The 16,132-nt window shown below is 73.0% G+C and carries 15 protein-coding genes; 6 read left to right on the top strand and 9 right to left on the bottom strand.

The annotated features are described in order from the left end of the window. Positions 1-85: 85 nt before the first annotated feature. Positions 86-835 carry a crotonase/enoyl-CoA hydratase family protein gene (locus ACFKCF_RS04770; protein WP_394490989.1) on the bottom strand — a complete coding sequence of 250 codons (750 nt, stop codon included), beginning with the start codon at positions 833-835 and terminating at the stop codon, positions 86-88. A 147-nt stretch (positions 836-982) separates the two neighbouring features. On the opposite strand from ACFKCF_RS04770, the gene ACFKCF_RS04765 reads away from it, so the two are divergent. After that, positions 983-1,207, top strand: a complete 225-nt coding sequence (locus ACFKCF_RS04765) for a hypothetical protein (protein WP_394490987.1) — start codon at positions 983-985, stop codon at positions 1,205-1,207. Positions 1,208-1,360: 153 nt separating this feature from the next. After that, positions 1,361-1,837 (top strand): hypothetical protein, encoded by a 477-nt coding sequence (locus ACFKCF_RS04760; RefSeq protein ID WP_394490985.1) that lies wholly within the window; start codon positions 1,361-1,363, stop codon positions 1,835-1,837. A gap of 15 nt (positions 1,838-1,852) precedes the next feature. Here the strand turns inward: ACFKCF_RS04760 and ACFKCF_RS04755 are convergent, their stop codons facing one another. Then, the gene (locus ACFKCF_RS04755) at positions 1,853-3,526 is read right to left on the bottom strand and encodes an acyl-CoA dehydrogenase family protein (RefSeq protein ID WP_394490983.1); all 1,674 of its coding nucleotides are present in this window, start codon (positions 3,524-3,526) and stop codon (positions 1,853-1,855) included. A 31-nt stretch (positions 3,527-3,557) separates the two neighbouring features. Between ACFKCF_RS04755 and ACFKCF_RS04750 the strand changes: the two genes are divergently transcribed. After that, positions 3,558-4,286 carry a PaaX family transcriptional regulator C-terminal domain-containing protein gene (locus ACFKCF_RS04750; RefSeq protein WP_394490981.1) on the top strand — a complete coding sequence of 243 codons (729 nt, stop codon included), beginning with the start codon at positions 3,558-3,560 and terminating at the stop codon, positions 4,284-4,286. Between the two features lie 7 nt (positions 4,287-4,293). Here the strand turns inward: ACFKCF_RS04750 and ACFKCF_RS04745 are convergent, their stop codons facing one another. From ACFKCF_RS04745 to ACFKCF_RS04735, 3 genes are all read right to left on the bottom strand, one after another. Further along, on the bottom strand, positions 4,294-5,277 hold the full coding sequence (locus ACFKCF_RS04745; protein ID WP_394490979.1) for a hypothetical protein: 984 nt from the start codon (positions 5,275-5,277) through the stop codon (positions 4,294-4,296). A 108-nt stretch (positions 5,278-5,385) separates the two neighbouring features. Further along, positions 5,386-6,783: a glutamate--cysteine ligase gene (locus ACFKCF_RS04740; RefSeq protein ID WP_394490977.1), complete on the bottom strand. Its 1,398-nt coding sequence runs from the start codon at positions 6,781-6,783 to the stop codon at positions 5,386-5,388. A gap of 35 nt (positions 6,784-6,818) precedes the next feature. After that, on the bottom strand, positions 6,819-7,529 hold the full coding sequence (locus ACFKCF_RS04735) for an SDR family oxidoreductase (RefSeq protein WP_394490975.1): 711 nt from the start codon (positions 7,527-7,529) through the stop codon (positions 6,819-6,821). Between the two features lie 104 nt (positions 7,530-7,633). Here ACFKCF_RS04735 and ACFKCF_RS04730 point away from each other — a divergent pair, with 104 nt between their 5' ends. Further along, positions 7,634-8,464: a helix-turn-helix transcriptional regulator gene (locus ACFKCF_RS04730; RefSeq protein ID WP_394490973.1), complete on the top strand. Its 831-nt coding sequence runs from the start codon at positions 7,634-7,636 to the stop codon at positions 8,462-8,464. 1 nt (position 8,465) lies between these two features. Next, on the top strand, positions 8,466-9,503 hold the full coding sequence (locus ACFKCF_RS04725; protein WP_394490971.1) for a zinc-dependent alcohol dehydrogenase family protein: 1,038 nt from the start codon (positions 8,466-8,468) through the stop codon (positions 9,501-9,503). Here the strand turns inward: ACFKCF_RS04725 and ACFKCF_RS04720 are convergent. Next, complete coding sequence (locus tag ACFKCF_RS04720; RefSeq protein WP_394490969.1) at positions 9,481-9,969, bottom strand: carboxymuconolactone decarboxylase family protein; 489 nt, start codon at positions 9,967-9,969, stop codon at positions 9,481-9,483. The two genes, ACFKCF_RS04725 and ACFKCF_RS04720, sit on opposite strands and share 23 nt — an antisense overlap. 128 nt (positions 9,970-10,097) lie before the next feature. Here ACFKCF_RS04720 and ACFKCF_RS04715 point away from each other — a divergent pair, with 128 nt between their 5' ends. Further along, positions 10,098-10,706, top strand: coding sequence for a DNA-binding response regulator (locus tag ACFKCF_RS04715; protein WP_394490967.1), 609 nt, complete (start codon positions 10,098-10,100; stop codon positions 10,704-10,706). Here the strand turns inward: ACFKCF_RS04715 and ACFKCF_RS04710 are convergent. The 3 genes from ACFKCF_RS04710 to ACFKCF_RS04700 are packed head-to-tail and all read right to left on the bottom strand — an operon-like array spanning position 10,692 to position 16,044. After that, the gene (locus ACFKCF_RS04710; protein WP_394490965.1) at positions 10,692-12,632 is read right to left on the bottom strand and encodes a prolyl oligopeptidase family protein; all 1,941 of its coding nucleotides are present in this window, start codon (positions 12,630-12,632) and stop codon (positions 10,692-10,694) included. The two genes, ACFKCF_RS04715 and ACFKCF_RS04710, sit on opposite strands and share 15 nt — an antisense overlap. Further along, positions 12,629-14,386, bottom strand: coding sequence for an ATP-binding cassette domain-containing protein (locus ACFKCF_RS04705; RefSeq protein ID WP_394490963.1), 1,758 nt, complete (start codon positions 14,384-14,386; stop codon positions 12,629-12,631). Before ACFKCF_RS04705 ends, ACFKCF_RS04710 begins: the two co-directional genes overlap by 4 nt. After that, positions 14,383-16,044 carry an ABC transporter ATP-binding protein gene (locus tag ACFKCF_RS04700; protein WP_394490961.1) on the bottom strand — a complete coding sequence of 554 codons (1,662 nt, stop codon included), beginning with the start codon at positions 16,042-16,044 and terminating at the stop codon, positions 14,383-14,385. The genes ACFKCF_RS04705 and ACFKCF_RS04700 overlap by 4 nt, the downstream gene beginning before the upstream one ends. Positions 16,045-16,132 lie beyond the last annotated feature (88 nt).

The raw sequence follows: 16,132 nt of genomic DNA, 5'->3' as shown, positions 1-16,132 counted from the left end.
GCCCTGTTTCTAGAGGTGTCAGTTGATGGCGCCATCTATAGCAACGCGGGGCGACAAAACTTCGGTGACGGCGACCCCGGCTACGTCAGAGATCGCCGAAGTCTCCGTGGCGGCCCGCGCCCGCCGCGAAGCGGGCAGCGCCGCCCACGGCGTCGGGCAGCGAGACGAGCCCGTGCCGGAGCTCGTTGCGCATCGCCTCCTCCTCGCTCAGCCCCTCCTGCTCCAGCGCCGACAGCCGGTCGCCGCGCAGGCAGGTCTGCGGGAAGCGGGCGATCTCGCGGGCCAGCTCCTCGGCACGCCGCCGGGCGGTGCCGGTGGGCACGAGCCGGTTGGCCAGCCCCCACTCGTACGCCTCCCGCCCCTCGACGGGCCGGCCGGTGAGGATCATGTCCATCGCCCGCGAGGCGCCGACGAGCCGGGGCAGCCGTACGGTGCCGCCGTCGATGAGCGGCACCCCCCACCTGCGGCAGAACACCCCGAAGACCGCCCCCTCCTCGGCCACCCGCAGGTCGCACCAGAGGGCCAGCTCCAGCCCGCCCGCGACGGCGTGCCCGGACACGGCGGCGATGACCGGCTTGGACAGCCGCATCCTGGTCGGGCCCATCGGCCCGTCGCCGTCCTCGCCGACGTGGTTGTCGAGCGCCTTGAGGTCGGCGCCCGCGCAGAACGTGCCGCCCTCGCCCCACAACACCGCCACGGCGGCGTCGGAGCCCTCGAAGTCACGGAACGCGCTCGTCAGCGCGTCGGCCGTCTTGCGATCGACCGCGTTACGCGCCTCCGGCCTGCTGATCACCACGGTGGTGACCGGTCCCTCGCGCTCCACGCGTACGGTCATGCGGCCCTCCTCGGGGAAGTCCTCGGGGAACGGGCCGAGCGTACGTCCAAGCCGGGGCTCCCGGCCAGCAACGCACCGTCTGCGATTCCCGGGATACCGCCGCACTCTCGCCACTTAGAGTGATCACACGGCTATCAGAAGCGGCTGATGCAGCGGGAGGCGATGGAGCTGAAGGTCTGGCGGGCGGGCGGCGACGACCCGTTGCCCGACGGTCTCGCGCAGCTCGACCGCTATCTGGACCGGCTCAGCCTCGACACCGGCGTGCTGGTGGTCTTCGACCGGCGCCCGGAGGCCCCGCCCTGGAAGGAGCGCGGCGGTTTCGGGCAGGCGACCACGCCGTCCGGCCGTGAGGTCACCGTCCTGCGGGTGTGACGGGTTGCCTGCTCGAACGCAGGCGCGACAGCGCCGGGAAAGGGATACGACAGCCGTCCTTGGTTGACTCGATGCGTCGCGTCGTTCCCCGCCCAAAAGGCGGGTTCGCGCGGCGTCGGTTCCGCGATCCGCAAGAGGAAGGACGGAAATCGTATGCTTACCCGGATTCGCCGTCGAGGGCTGGTCCTCGCGCTCGCCACGGGCCTGATCACGGCTCAGGTCGTCGTCGCCGGGGCGTCCCCTGCCGCCGCGTCGCCGCAGGAGTGTGAGCGGGGCGCCAACGGCTTCGTCGACATTCCCGACACCCTGCGGGGCACGCCGGCGCCAGTGGCCCCGGTGGGCATCTTCGGACGGACCGCCACCCTCTACTACGGCCGGATCGGTGGCGTCACCCGCGGTTGGGCTCACCTGGGTGGGGACACTCAGTGGCTTGACACTGTGTGGATGGACTGGACCCGGGACGGCGGCAGGACCTGGCTCCAGTGCGGCCCGTTCGAGGTGAGCTCCAGCGGACAGACCAAGACCAGCGCCGCCCAGCGCACCAGCTCCGACGCCAACTGGAAATTCCGGGCGTGCTTGAGGTGGGGCAACCACCAGCCGCCCGCCATTCGCTGCACCGATTGGTGGTGATCATCCCAGCGGTCGTCAGAGCGTGACAGCCCCCGAAAGGAGGTCGTCGAACAGCTCCGAGCCCTCCGCCGGGCGGTCGATCCCGCGCAGCGGGCCGTGGTCCACGAGGTGGGCCTCGGCATACAGCCGGGCCACCAGCGCCTTGCGGCCGCCGTCGAGCCCCCACGTCGCCTGGTCCTCCAGCAGGGCGGCGGCGTACACGTCGGCCATGAACTGCGCCAGCGGATACAGCCGCTCCTCCGCCACCGAGGGCTCCAGCGCGGCCCACGCCGAGACGGCCTTGGCGAGGTCGTCGATGCGGGCGTGCACCAGGTCGGAGGTGGCCAGGTCGCGCAGGCGGTTGAGGAAGGGCAGGTGGGCCTGCTCCTTCACCATGGCCCGCCGCACGTCGAGGCAGAGAATGTTGTCGCCGCCCTCCCAGATCGGGTTGACCTGGGCGTCGCGCAGGAGGCGGGCCACCGGCCACTGCTCGATGTAGCCGTTGCCGCCGTGCACCTCGATCGCGTCGCTGGCGGTCGTCACGCCGAGGCGGGCGGCGCGCAGCTTGATCAGGGCGGGGGCGATGCGCAGGTGGGGGCCGGCGAGGCCGTCGAAGACGAGCGCCTGGGCGGCCTCGACCTCGACGATCAGCTCGCTCAGCTTGCGGCGCATGAGCGGCTGGTCGATGAGCGGCCGTCCGAACGCCTCGCGGGCTCCGGCGTAGCAGATCGACTCCACGAGCGCGCGCCTGGCCACGCCGACGCCCATCATGGCCACGCCGAGCCTGGAGGCGTTGGTGAGCTTCATCATGGTCCCGAGCCCGGAGCCGGAGCCCTCTCCCGAGAGGGAGCCAAAGAGTGGGAAGGCCTCCGCGTCGCTGAACTCGACCTCCGCCGACGCGACCGAACGGGTGCCGAGCTTGTCCTTGAGCCGCCTGATCCGCACGCCGTTGCGGCTTCCGTCCCGCCGGTCCCACAGCACGAGGAACGGCGACACGTTCCCGTCAGGACGCCTGGCCAGCACCACGAAAGCGGACCCGTTCGCGTTGGAGGCGAACCACTTGAAGCCCGTCAGGAGCCACGCGTCACCGGCGGGCGCCGCCGTGGCCTCCAGCGCGGCCAGGTCCGAGCCGCCCGTCCGCTCGGTGAACATCTGAGCGGCCTCGCCGGAGTAGTAGCCGTTGGCGAAGATCTCCCGCACCCGATCGCGTACGTCCTCGGGCGCGTGCTTCTCAGCGAGGGAGACAACCATGTCCCCTCCGGTGCCGAGCGCGCAGCCCATCCCGATGTCGGCCTGATCGAGCAGGTACGTCCAGGCGGCGGCGAGCGCGGCCGGATTCGCCCCGTGCGCCCGGGCCTCGGCGGCGAAGGACGGCGAGGTGAAGTTGTCCTCCATGAGCGCCCGCCGGGCCGCGTGGAACGACGGCGGCATGACGACCTCGCTGACGTCCCTGCCCCACTTGTCGTACTTCTCCAGCCGCGGCGGGTTGCGGTCGGTCTCCTCGGCGCACTCGGCCACGAGCCCGCCCGTCAGCGCGCCCAGCCGGTCCAGGCGCGGCTCCGCCCAGGCGAAGCCCTCGCCCAGGTGGCGCCGCATGAGCAGGCGCAGCGTGGGATCGCAGGTCCACCAGTTGCGCCCGGCGGCGCCCTGGTAGCGCTCGGTGGCGTAGCGGTCGCTGCGGTCGAAAGGTTCGATGAGATAGCGCCCCATACTCGCGAGTGTTACATATACTCGACACGCGATGGAAGAGCGTAACACCCTGAGCGCCAGATCGGCCGTGCTGAGCGCGCTGCTGGGCAGCCACCCTCCGCGGCTGCCGGCCCGGCAGCTGGTGCGCATCGGCGCGCTGTTCGGCATCGCCGAGGGCACCGTACGGGTGGCGCTGTCGCGCATGGTCGCGGCCGGCGACCTCCTGCAGGACGGCCGCTCCTACACGCTGTCGGAGCGGCTCGTCGAGCGCCAGGCCAGGCAGGACGAGAGCCGCGACCCGCACACCAGGCCATGGGACGGCACGTGGGAGGTCGCCGTGGTCACGGCGGAGCGGCGCGCGCCCGCCGACCGGGCCGCGTTCCGGGGCACGATGACCGCGCTGCGCCTGGCCGAGCTGCGCGAGGGCACCTGGATGCGGCCCGCCAACCTGGTGCGCGAGTGGCCGGAGGCCGTCACGGCGCAGTGCACGCTGATCGACGGCCGCCCGCACGACGACCCCACTCCCCTGCTGTGGGACCTGGACGGCTGGGCGGCCGAGGCCCACCGGCTGGAGCGGGCCCTCGACCGCGCCTTTGACTGGGCCGGCGGGCTGGCCGAGGGCTTCCTGGTCTCGGCCGCCGTGCTGCGCCACCTCCTGGCCGACCCGCTGCTCCCGCAGGAGCTGCTGCCGGCCGGCTGGCCGGGCGCGGAGCTGCGCGCCCGCTACGACGACTTCGACCGCCACTACCGCGAGGTGCTGTACGAACACCTCAAGGACTGAAAGCCGGCTACAGGGGCACGCCGAAGATGATCCGGCGGTTCCGGAACTCGGTGACGCTCCACAGCTTGCCGCCCTGCACCGTCAGGTCCTCCGGCCCGACGGGGAACCCCCGCGTCTCCAGCTTGCCGTCGGTGTGGACGAGCAGCCTGCCGTTGGCGTTCGCGCCGGCCGCCTGGCTCAGGTACCACTTGCCGCCCCACGAGATGGCCCCCTGGATCTTGGGCTGTCCCATGATGAAGGCGTCCTCGGGCTCGCCGCCGGACAGGCCCAGGGGCCAGCGGCCCACCCAGCCGCCCGGGTCGTTCTCGCGGTACTCGCCGGTGACCAGCCGCGGCGTGCCGCCGCTGCGGTCGATCGAGACGAACGAGAAGAGCGGCCCCGGCTTCGCGACCTTCCAGAAGTCGGTCTGCGGCATCACGTACCGGTAGCCGAAGGCGTGGAGCTTGCCGCCGTGCCGCCCGACCCGCGTGGGGTCGCCCAGGTCTTTCTGGGCGGCGCGCAGGTCGAGCACGTGCTTCAGGTCGAAGACGCGCAACCCCCTCTTGGTGTCGGCGACGTAGACCAGGTCGCCGTCGCACGCGATGCCGCCCGCGTGGATGTTGATCGGCCCGTACGAACCATCAGGCTTCGCCTCGACCAGCAACGCATGCTGATATTTCAGGGTTTTGGGGCTGAGGAACGACACCCTGATGCCCCGCTCGCCCGCCTCCGGCTTGAAGTACCAGGACGCGAGGAACGCCGGCACTCCGATGGAGCCCGACTCGTCCGAGCAGGTCAGCCCCTGCGGGTACCAGTCGACCGTGTCCTGGTCCTTGCCGTCGAAGGCGTACCACTCGGCCGGTTTCGGACTCATCGCCCCCAGCGCGCCCGATGCCCCCTTGCGGGTCGCCACCCGGTTGGCCTGCGCCAGCACCGCCTCGACACTGGCGCTGTCGATCTCCCCCGCCAGCTTTGCCGCCCCTTCGGCCAGGTCGCCCGTTTCCCGGCGCAAGGCGAAGGGTGCCTTGTTCGTGGGTACCATCCCCGTTGCCGCCATAACTTCCTCGCTTTGCCGTCCCTTGACCTAGTTTGACGGACGGAGTGCGAGAGAAGTTGGCGATCAGGGCCACAAATGCACCGGAAGCCCCGACAGTGACAACTCGCGATAACGCCGTACGAGTCGTTCCCTGTCGCCCTCAAAGCGCTCCAGAGCCTCCCGCTGCCAGGCCGCGCCCGTGCGGCGCAGCCGGGTGCGCTGCGCGATCACGCCCAGCGCGCGGTCGGCGTCCGACGGCGTGACCCCCGCCGCGAGCAGCCCTTCCCGCGCCTCGGGCAGCAGGCGGAGCACCAGGTCGGCGGCCTCGAAGTCGGCGTCGGAGCCGGGCCAGGAGAGCTTGGCGTCCAGCCCGTGCATGGCGGCGCGGTAGAAGTTCTGGTACGCCTCCGCGAACCGGTAGCCCGTCAGGTCCCGCTCCGCCTGCGACAACGTGAGCCCGAGCAGGAACGCGGTGTTGGCCGCCATGTCCGCGCACGTGGGCCCCGCCGGCAGCGCCCGCATCTCGATCCGCAGGTGGCCGCCGTCGGCCGGGTCGTAGACGGGCCGGTTCCACTGCCAGATCGTGCCCTGGTGCAGCCGCAGCTCCGGCACCTCGTGCGGCCGCGCGCCCTCCGTCAGATCGGGCACCACGGGGTCGTAGTCCCGCACGTACCGCTCGAACAGCTCGTACGCCCCCTCGCGCACCCAGTCGGAGCCGAACGTGACCCGCCCGTCCCTGCGCTCGCGCCGCTGCACGTCCCGGTCGTCGGCGGCCTCCTCCATCAGCGCGATGCGCGTCTCCTCCCACAGCCGCCTGCCGAGGAAGAACGGCGAGTTCCCGCAGGCGGCCAGCACCGGCCCGATCGCGAGCTGAGCGGCGTTGAACAGTCGGGCGAAGCGCTCGGGCGGCGTGCGGATGTGCACCTGCCAGGAGGTGTTGGCGCTCTCGAGGATCACGTCCTCCACCGACAGCTCCAGATCGTCGATCTTGACCAGGAACGGCTCCAGCCGCAGCCGCCTGATGCCCCTGCTCATGGCCCGGTAGCGGTTCTGGTCGCTCATCGCGCCGACCGTGAAGTCCTCGGCGTCGAGCGTGGGCAGGATGCCGATGGGCAGCGCGCCCCCGTCCTCCACCGCCCCGTCCACCTTGACGATCGTCTCCTGGACCTCCCCGCTCAGCCGCTCGAAGGGCTCGCCGGCCAGCGGCGTGGGGGTCAGGTTCACCTCGAGGTTGTAGCGGCCCAGCTCCAGCACCACGCGGGGGTCACCGAGGGCTTCGAGCACCTGGCTGTTGCGGGGCAGCGGCCGGCCCCGCTCGTCGATCAGGAACAGCTCCAACTCGGCCCCGATCGTGACCGGGCCCTGGCCGAAGCCGGGGGTGGCGAGCAGCTCGCGCAGCACGCCGAGCTGCTCCCGGATCCGCTCCCCGAAGGCGGCGTACTCCGCCTCCGTGAACCGCTCCTTCTCTAGATCTCGTCCCATCACCCCCTTCTGTCCTATTCACCAGGCTTGACACCTCACCAATGGATAGATCCCCCGTCCTCCAGGTACGCCCCGGTGGGGCCGTCGGCGTCGAGGGTCGCGAGCCGCACGGCGATGGCCGCGCCCTGCTCGGCGGTGCGGAACCCGCTGTGCCCGTTGAGGTCGGTGGCGCAGTAGCCGGGGTTGGCCGCGTTCACCTTGATCGCAGTGTCCATCAGCTCCTTGGCGTAGCAGACGGTCACCATGTTGAGCGCGGTCTTGGAGGAGTTGTAGGCCATGATGTTGACCTCCCAGAAGGGACTCTCCCGGTCCATCGCCATGGTCAGCGAGCCCAGCTCGCTCGTCACGTTCACGATCCGGCCGGCCTCCGACTCCCGCAGCAGCGGCAGCATCGCGTTGGTGACCGTCACCACGCCGAACACGTTCGTCTCGTAGACCTCCCTCAGCACCCCGGCGGGGGTGGCGCTGGGGCGCGGGTCCATGAAGGAGCCGGTGATCCCGGCGTTGTTGACCAGGATGTCCAGCCGGCCGTACTCCTGCTCCACCCACTTCGCCGCGGCGGCCGCGCTCGCCTCGTCGGTCACGTCGAGCCGCACGTACGGCTGCCCCAGCCGCTGCGCGGCGGCCCGCCCGCGCTCCTCGTCGCGCGCCCCCACGATCGTGGTGACACCCTGCTCGGCCAGCAGCCGCGAGATCTCGTAGCCGATTCCCTTGTTGGCGCCCGTGATGAGGGCAATCTTCGTCATGCCGTCCACGTTCGCGCAGGTCACAGCCGTTCCGGGAGAGGTCTGGAGAGGCTGGTATCAGCGATACCACCCACGCACGACCGGACATCACTAAGGATGGAGGCATGAACCGCGACGAACTCGCCGATTTCCTGCGCATCAGGCGCTCCCGTGTCACCCCCGCCGAGGTCGGGCTGCCGGGCGGCGAGCGGCGCCGCACGCCAGGCCTGCGCAGGCAGGAGGTCGCGCAGCTCGCCGGCATGTCGATCGACTACTACATCCGGCTGGAGCAGGGCCGGGGCCCGCACCCGTCCAGGCAGGTGCTCAACGCGCTGGCCAGGGCGCTCATGCTGGGCCGCGACGAGCGCGCTCACCTGCTCCACCTGGCGGGACACGCGGTGGAGACGCCCCGGATCAGGGAGGACGTGCCCGAGAGCCTGCTGCACCTGATCACGTTCATGGAGGAGGTCCCCGCGTACGTGCTGGACGCCAGGTACGACATCCGCGCCTGGAACCCCCTGGCCAACGTGCTCATGGGCGGCCTCGACACCGTCCCCTCGGACGACCGCAACGTCATCCGCTGGGTCTTCATGTCCCCCGACATCGCCGAGTACCTCAGCGACGAGGAGAAGGGCCGCTTCGCCCGCGCCTCCGTCGCCGACCTGCGCGCCGCCGCGGGCCGCTACCCCGACGACCGTAAGATCCAGGCGCTGGTCGCCGAGATGCTCGCGCTCAGCCCGCACTTCGCCGAGCTGTGGGCCAGGTACGAGGTCGAGATCCGCAGGGAGCAGCGCAAACAGGTCACGCATCCGCTGGTCGGCACCATCGACGCGATCTGCCAGGTCATGCCCGTGCCCGACCGCGACGACCTCCGCCTCGTCCTCTACACCACCGAACCGGGTTCTCCCTCCCACCAGGCCTTGCGCGACCTGCGGCAACTGACCCTAAGCTCATGAAATGCGAGCGGTTGCGTTTGACATCTTCGGCGGGGAGCTCGACGTGCGCGAGCTGCCCGACCCGTCCCCTGCCCCGCACGGAGCGGTGATCAGGGTCGAGGCGACGGGGCTGTGCCGGTCCGACTGGCACGGCTGGCAGGGGCACGACCCCGACATCAAGGTCCTGCCCCACGTTCCGGGCCACGAGCTGGCGGGCGTCGTCGAGGCGGTCGGCTCCGACGTGCGCGGCTGGCTGCCGGGGGCGCGCGTGACGGTTCCGTTCATCTGCGCCTGCGGCTCGTGCCCGTCCTGCGCCACCGGCGACCAGCAGGTGTGCGAGCGGCAGACGCAGCCGGGCTTCACCCACTGGGGCTCGTTCGCCGAGTACGTGGCCATCGACCACGCGGACGTCAACCTGATCGCGATCCCCGAGGACATGGCCTACGTCACGGCGGCCGGGCTCGGCTGCCGCTTCGCCACCGCCTTCCGCGCCGTGGCGCAGGTCGGCGAGGTACGGCCGGGCGAGTGGGTGGCGGTGCACGGGTGCGGCGGCGTGGGCCTGTCGGCCGTGATGATCGCGACGGCGGCCGGAGCCCGCGTGGTGGCCGTGGACATCAGCACCGACGCCCTGCACCTGGCCGAGCGCGCGGGCGCCACGCACTTCGTCAACGGTTCGGCCGGTGACGCGGCGGCCCAGGTCAGGGAGCTGACCAGGGGCGGCGCCCACGTGTCGATCGACGCCCTGGGCAGCCCGCAGACCTGCGCCGCCTCCATCGAGAGCCTGCGCCGAAAGGGCCGCCACGTGCAGGTGGGGCTGCTGCCGGGCGGGCCGACGCCGGTGCCGATGGCCCGCGTGATCGGTCACGAGCTGCGGCTGCTGGGCAGCCATGGCATGGCCGCCCACGCCTACCCGCCGATGCTGGAGATGATCAGGGCCGGGATCCTCCATCCCGATCAGCTCGTCACCCGCACGATCGGGCTGGCCGACACCGGCAAGGCGCTGGCCTCGATCGGCTCGGTGCCGGGCGTCACGATGATCACTCCTCGAGTTCCACTCTGAGCGTCCTGAGCACGAGCGCCAGCATCGTGTAGTGGGCCACGAGCACGACCAGCTCGATCCTGGCCGGCTCGTCGTAGCGGTCGCAGAGCGCCGACCAGGTGGCGTCGGTCAGGTCGCCGGCGTAGTGGAGGTCGTCGGCGACCTGTAGCACGAGCTGGTCCTCCACCGGCCAGAGGGCGTCCGGGTGGCTCACCGACGCGATCTCCTGGTCCGTGAGCCCGGCCTCGCTGCCCAGGCGCGCGTGGTGGGCCCACTCGTAGGCGCTGCCGGTGTGGTAGGCGGTGCGCAGGATGGCCAGCTCCCGGTCGCGGGCGGGCAGCGTGCCGTCGAGCAGCGCGCCGCCGAAACCCAGCCACTTCTTGTAGAGCGCGGGGTGGCGGGCCAGCGTGGTGAACACGTTCTGCGGGTTGGCCTTCGTGAAATCGTCCCATTCTTCGGGCGGGAGGGGGCGAACGCGTGGTTCCATGTCGGTGTCCATTCCCCAAAAGCGCATGTTTGGTCTGACGGTTATTTGGCAGGACTTTTCACGCTCGGGTCAATAAGTCAGGATTAGGGCACCCCCAGACGTTGCAAGCCGGCCGACCGCAAGGACGCATGGTGATTCGAACGTTGCTCGCTGAGGACATGAACCTGGTACGCGGGGCGCTCGTGGCGCTGCTGGCTTATGAGGAGGACATCGAGGTCGTGGCCGAGGTCTCCAGGGGAGATCGCATCCTGGCCGCGGCCAGGGCCTGCCGCCCGGACGTCGCCGTGCTCGACATCGCGTTACCCGGCAAGGACGGGCTCACCGCCGCCGGCGAGCTGCACGCGAAGCTGCCCGAGTGCGGGGTGCTCATCCTGACCGGCGTGGGCACGCCGGGCCTGCTCAAGCGGGCGCTCGACGTGCACGTACGGGGCTTCATGGCCAAGGACGCCCCGCCGGACCGGCTGGCGGACGGGATCCGCCGGGTGGCCGAGGGAGAGCGGGTCATCGACTCGGAACTGGCCATCGCGGCCATGCGGCCGACCGAGGCGCCGCTGACGCCGCGCGAGCTGGACGTCATCGGGGCCGCGGCGGACGGGGCGTCGGTCGGGGAGATCGCAGCGTCGCTGTACCTGTCCGAGGGCACGGTGCGCAACTACCTGTCCAAGACGACGGCCAAGCTGGGCGCCCGCGGCAGGATCGACGCCATCCGCATCGCCAGGGAGTCAGGCTGGATCTAGGCCCGTGTGGGCGGCCAGGAAGGCGAGGGCGTCCGCCGCCAGCGCGACCGACCTGCTGGCCGCCCGCGCGCCGTGGCCGACGTCCGGCTCGTGCCGGAGCAGGATCGGCCGGTCCCCGCCCGCGGCCCACTGCAGGGCCGCGCACATCTTGCGCGCGTGCATGGGATCGACCCGCGTGTCGCCCGCCGAGACCGTGAACAGCGTCGCCGGGTAGTCCGTCCCCTTCCTGACGTGGTGGTAGGGCGAGTAGGCGAGCAGCCAGCGGAGGTGTTCGGGGTCGTCGGGATCGCCGTACTCGCCGAGCCAGGAGGGGCCGAGGCCGCCGAGGTGGTAGCGGGCCATGTCGAGCAGGCCCGCCGAGCAGACCGCCGCCGCGAACAGGCCGGGCCGCTGGGTGAGGGCCGCCCCGACGAGGAGGCCGCCGTTCGACTCGCCCCAGATGCCGAGCTGCTCCGGTGTCGTCCAGCCGTCGGCGATGAGCTTGCCGGCGGCGGCCGTGAAGTCGTCGAAGACGTTCTGCTTGCGCTCCCGCATGCCGTCCCGGTGCCACTCCTCGCCCTCCTCGCCGCCGCCTCTGAGGTTGGCGACGGCCAGCACGCCGCCCGCCTCGACCCAGGCCAGGGAGTCGGCGGCGTAGCCGGGCCGCAGGGGGATGCCGAAGCCACCGTAGCCGGTGAGGATCGTGGGACGGGGGCCGCCCGCCGACGGGCCCGCCACCACGACCATGCGGACGCGGGTGCCGTCGGCGGAGGCGTACTCGATGTGGTGGCTGCGCACGGCGGGCCGGCTGACGCGGCCGGGCGCGGCCGACCAGAGGGTGGTCTCGCCGGTGCGGACGTCGTGGCGCCAGACCTCGGGGGGCGTGACGGCGTCGGTGTAGGCGAACCACGCCTCGGGGCCGCCGCCGGGGCGTGAGGTCAGCGAGGCGATGGTGCCGCTGCCGGGCAGCGGCACGGAGCCCAGCCGCTCCCCCGTGCGGGCGTGGTGGACGGCGATCTCCCCCACGGCGTGACGGGTCCGGGCGACCAGCAGCCGATCGCCGTCGAGCACGGTGAACGCGCCCAGCACCGCCTCCGGGTCCTCGGGGATCAGCTCCCGCCACGCGCTGGGCTCGGCCGGATCGGCCACGCAGAGCCTGCGCCGCGGCGCGTCCCGGTCGGTGACCAGGTAGAGGCGGCCGTCGCAGGCCACCGCTGCCGCCAGGGCGTCCGGTACGGGGCGGGGCTCGCCCTCGCCGCCCGGCTCGGCGAGCCAGAGCGAGCCGCCCGCCGAGATCGTCAGCCAGCGGCCGTCGGCGCTGATCTGCACGCCGTATCGGACCGGCCCCCGGGTGAAGACGGGGACGTCCGCCGCGTCGCCGATCCTGTGCAGGTAGACGCCCTCGTGGAAGCGCACGTAGTAGAAGGCCGCGCCGCCCGGCAGCCAGGCGACCGCCGAGTAGCGGCAGCCGCCGATGGGCCCGTCCACGACGGCCCCGGTGTCGACGTCCCCGACGTACAGGTCCGCCTTCTCGTCGCCCCTGCGCGAGATCTGGTACGCCAGGAGGCGCCCTTCCAGGTCGGGCTGCCAGTCGTCGAGCGTCGTGAGTCCCGTGGGGTCGAGGTCCATGGGGTCGAGGACGACGCGGTCGCCGCAGTGCAGGACCGGGTGCTCCTGGGAGGGGCTCTGGCGCAGGTGGAAGCTCCGCTCGCCGCGCCAGACCGGCGGGGTGACCAGGCCCGTCTCCCTGAGCTCGGTGAGCCGGGCCAGGAACCGCTCGCGCTGGGGCAGCCGGGCGGCGCTGTCGCGCCAGAGCCGGTCCTGCTCGGCCAGCCAGGTCTTGGTGGCGGGGTCGCCGGGATCCTCGAGCCTGCGGTACGGGTCGTCGATCTCGCTCGGGCTGCCCGGGAGGCGCTCGGCGTACGGATACTTGTCCAGAAATTTCATGACACGCGCTCCGGGTGCCAGTGGCCGGCCAGATCGGCGTAGAGCGGAGAGGTCCTGATCAGTTCGTCGTGGGTGCCGATGGTCACCCGGGCTCCGTCCATGAGGAGGATGCGGCGGGCGCGCAGCGCGGAGGTGAGGCGGTGGGCGACGACGACGAGCGTGCCGCCGCGCCGCGCGAACGCGGTCTCCGCACGGGCCTCGGCGGCGGGGTCGAGGTGGCAGGTGGCCTCGTCGAGGATGACCAGCGGGGCGGGGGTGAGGTAGGCGCGGGCGAGCGCGATGAGCTGGCGCTGCCCGGCCGACAGCGCCGGCGGGTCGAGCCGGGCGCCGTAACCACCCAGCTCGTCCACCAGCTCCCGGGCGCCGACGGCCGCGACGGCCTCGTCCAGCCTCCCGGCGAGGTCGGGGCACGTCCCCTGGGCGCCCGCCGCACCCAGGGGCGTGCCGTCCTGTGTGCCGAGGGCGGTGAGGTTCTCCATGAGGGTGCCGCGGAAGACGTACGCCTCCTGGGGGATCAGCACGCGGGCGGCGGGGTCGAGTTGGTCGGCGGGGACGCCGCCGACCAGCGCCTCGCCCGTGCCGGGCCGGAGCATGCCGCTGACCAGGGCCGCGAGCGTGGACTTGCCGGCGCCGCTGGGTCCCACGACCGCGAGGTGGTCGCCCTCGGGGATGGTCAGGTCCAGGCGGTCGACGACGAGGGCCGAGTGCGGGCCGTACGCGAAGGTGACGGCGCAGAGCCGCACGTCGCAGCCGCTGGGCCGGACCCTGGGCGGGGCACTGGGCAGGGGCGGCGCGGCGGGTGGCGCGGAGGCGGCGATGCGGCCGAGCGTGGCGGCCAGCCGGATGCCGCTGACGCCGAGGCCCTGCACGAGGCCGCCGAGCGCGGGGGCCAGGGACTGCGTGACGTACGCGAGCGCGCCGGCGATCACGCCGGGGCCGAGGCCGCCGTCCAGCAGCCGTGGCGTGCCGGCCAGCACGAGGACGACCGGCAGCCAGCCGCCCACGGCCAGGGCCGCGGTGCGGGCGGTGGTCACCCCGGCGAGCGCGCGGGCGGCGGCGGCCTGCGCGCCGACCTGGCGGCCCAGCCGCTCGGCCACGGGTTCGCGCAGGCCGCACGCCTCGATGTCGCGCAGCGCGCCCGCGGTGGCCGTCATCTCGTCGGCCAGCCGTTCGTCGGCCAGCAGGAACGCCCGCTGCCTGCGTGCGAGGGCAGGCAACGAGGCCAGGAAGAGCCCGAGCCCGGCGGCGAACGGCGGCAGCACGAGGGCGAGCGCCTGCGGGGCCAGCGTCGCCAGGCCCAGCACCACGCCGGCCACCGTGAACACGAACCCCCTGACGCTGGTGACGACGGCCGCGAAGGCGTCCCTGGCCAGCTCGACCTGGAGCGTCGCCCTGGCCACGGCCGCGCTGTCGCGGCTCGTGGCGCGGTTCAGGGTCCCCTCGACGACGCGCGTCAGGAGGTCGTCCCTGAACGGCTCCGCCACCCTCGCGACGCCCAGCACAACCTGCCGCGCGGCCACCGCCCCGACCAGCCACGCGACGCCGAGCGCGGCCAGCCACGCCAGCCCGGTCGCGGGCTCGGCCCTGGCGAACCCGTCCTCGATGGCCCGGGCGACGGCGTGCCCGATGAGGAACGCGGGAGCCGCCTCCAGCACGGACCAGAACCCGATCCAGGCCAGCCGCCGCGGCTGCCGCCCCAACGCCCGCCAGAACACGCCCCGCGCCGCCTGCCGCCGCCGTACGGGGGCCTTCATGGTGCCGCTCCCTGGAAGACGGCCCGGTAGTCCGGGTCCTGCCACAGCACGTCGTGCGGCCCCCGGGCGCGCATCCTCCCGCCGTCCAGCCAGACGACCTGGTCGGCGCGGGCGGCCGTGGCGAGCCGGTGGGCCGCGATCAGGCGGGTGCGGCCCCGCCGATCGGTGGTGAGCGCCCGGCCGACCTCGCGCTCCGTCACGGTGTCGAGGCTGGAGGTGGCGTCGTCGAGCACCAGCAGCCGCTCCCCCTGCGCGAACGCCCTGGCCAGGCCGATCCGCTGCCGTTCGCCGCCGGACATCGGGGCCTCGCGCAGGGGCGTGCCGTAGCCGAGCGGCAGCCGCCGGACGAACGCGTCCGCGCACGCCGCCTTCGCCGCCTCGACGGCAGGGGGCCCAGCGGCGGCCGTGATGGCCTCCGCCACGGTCTCGCCCACCAGGACCGGGCGTTCGAAGGCGTACCCGATGGCTTTGCGCAGTTCCTCGCGCGACAGCTCCCGCAGCGGGACCCCGTCGAGCAGGACAGCGCCGCGCTCGGGGTCGGTCAGGCGGCCCGCCAGCGCCGCCAGCAGGGACTTGCCCGCGCCGGACCGTCCGACCACGGCGGTCACCGAGCCCCCGGGCAGCGTGAGGTCGCCGACGGTCAGGCCGTCCACCGCCACGTCGCGGAACTCGACCGTGCCCGGCCCGGGCGGGAGCGTCCGCGTGCCGTGCGTGACGGTGGCGAGGTCGAGGACCTCGGCCACCCGTCCGGCGGCCGCCCGTGCCCGGGCCAGCCCGCCGACGTAGCCCAGGGCGGTGCTCAGGGACGCCCCGAGCACGGCGTAGCGGGCGGCGGCGTACAGCTCCCCGACCGTGAGCCGGCCGGAGGCGAGCATGAACCCCCCGGCGATCAGCACCGCGACCTCCAGCAGCGGCACCACGAGCCCCGACTGGACCGCGGCCCCGGCGTTGGCCCGCCACAGCGACATGCCGTGGGCCCGCAGCCGGGGCAGCGGCTCCAGCACGCGCCGCGCTTCCTGGGCGGCGGTCCCCGCCGCGGCGATCGTGCGCGCCCCCTCCATGGCGTCCACGAGCCGGGCGGCGATCTCCCCCTGCACCTCCTGGTATCCGCCCGAGATCACCGTCGTCGCGCGGAGGAAGGCACGCAGCACGAGCAGGATGACGACGATGCCCGCCCCGAGCGTCAGCGTCAGGACGGGCGCGATGAGCGTGAGCGCGACGAGCGCGCCTGCCGTGGGCACGAGCAGCGCGAAAGCTCCGGTCAGCGTCTCCGGGGCCCGGCCCGCCTCTTCGGCGTTCAGCCCGGCGCGGGTGACCAGCTCGCCTTCCGGGAAACGCCGGGTGGCCGCCGGCCCGGCGCCGAGCACGTGGCGCAGGACCCCCAGCCGCAGCCTGGCAGCGGCGAACGCGCCACAGGCGCCGCGGGCCCAGACGCCGAGGCTCTCGCAGAGCACCACGGCGGCGACGGCGCAGGCGGACAGCGCCAGCCAGGAGGTGCCGTCCGGCCGGCGCAGGACGAAGGCGTCCACGGTGCGCCCGACGAGGTACGGGACCGCCAGCTCACCGGCCGCGCCCACGAGCGCCGTGACGGCCAGGACGGCGGGCCAGGGGCCGCTGCGCCGTACCGTGCCGATCACCAGCCGGTCTCCCGCTAGCACCGATCCCTCCCTTGATGTCGGCCCTTGATGTCAGCCCTTGGTGTCGGCGATCCCCGCGCCGTACGGGGCGGCGCGGGGATCGATATCG

Origin of the sequence: Nonomuraea sp. JJY05 (genome assembly GCF_043496855.1) — a bacterium.
In the GTDB taxonomy this organism is placed as follows: domain Bacteria; phylum Actinomycetota; class Actinomycetes; order Streptosporangiales; family Streptosporangiaceae; genus Nonomuraea.
The sequence above is the reverse complement of the archived record's forward strand: the minus strand, read 5'-3'. Positions and strand labels throughout refer to the sequence as shown.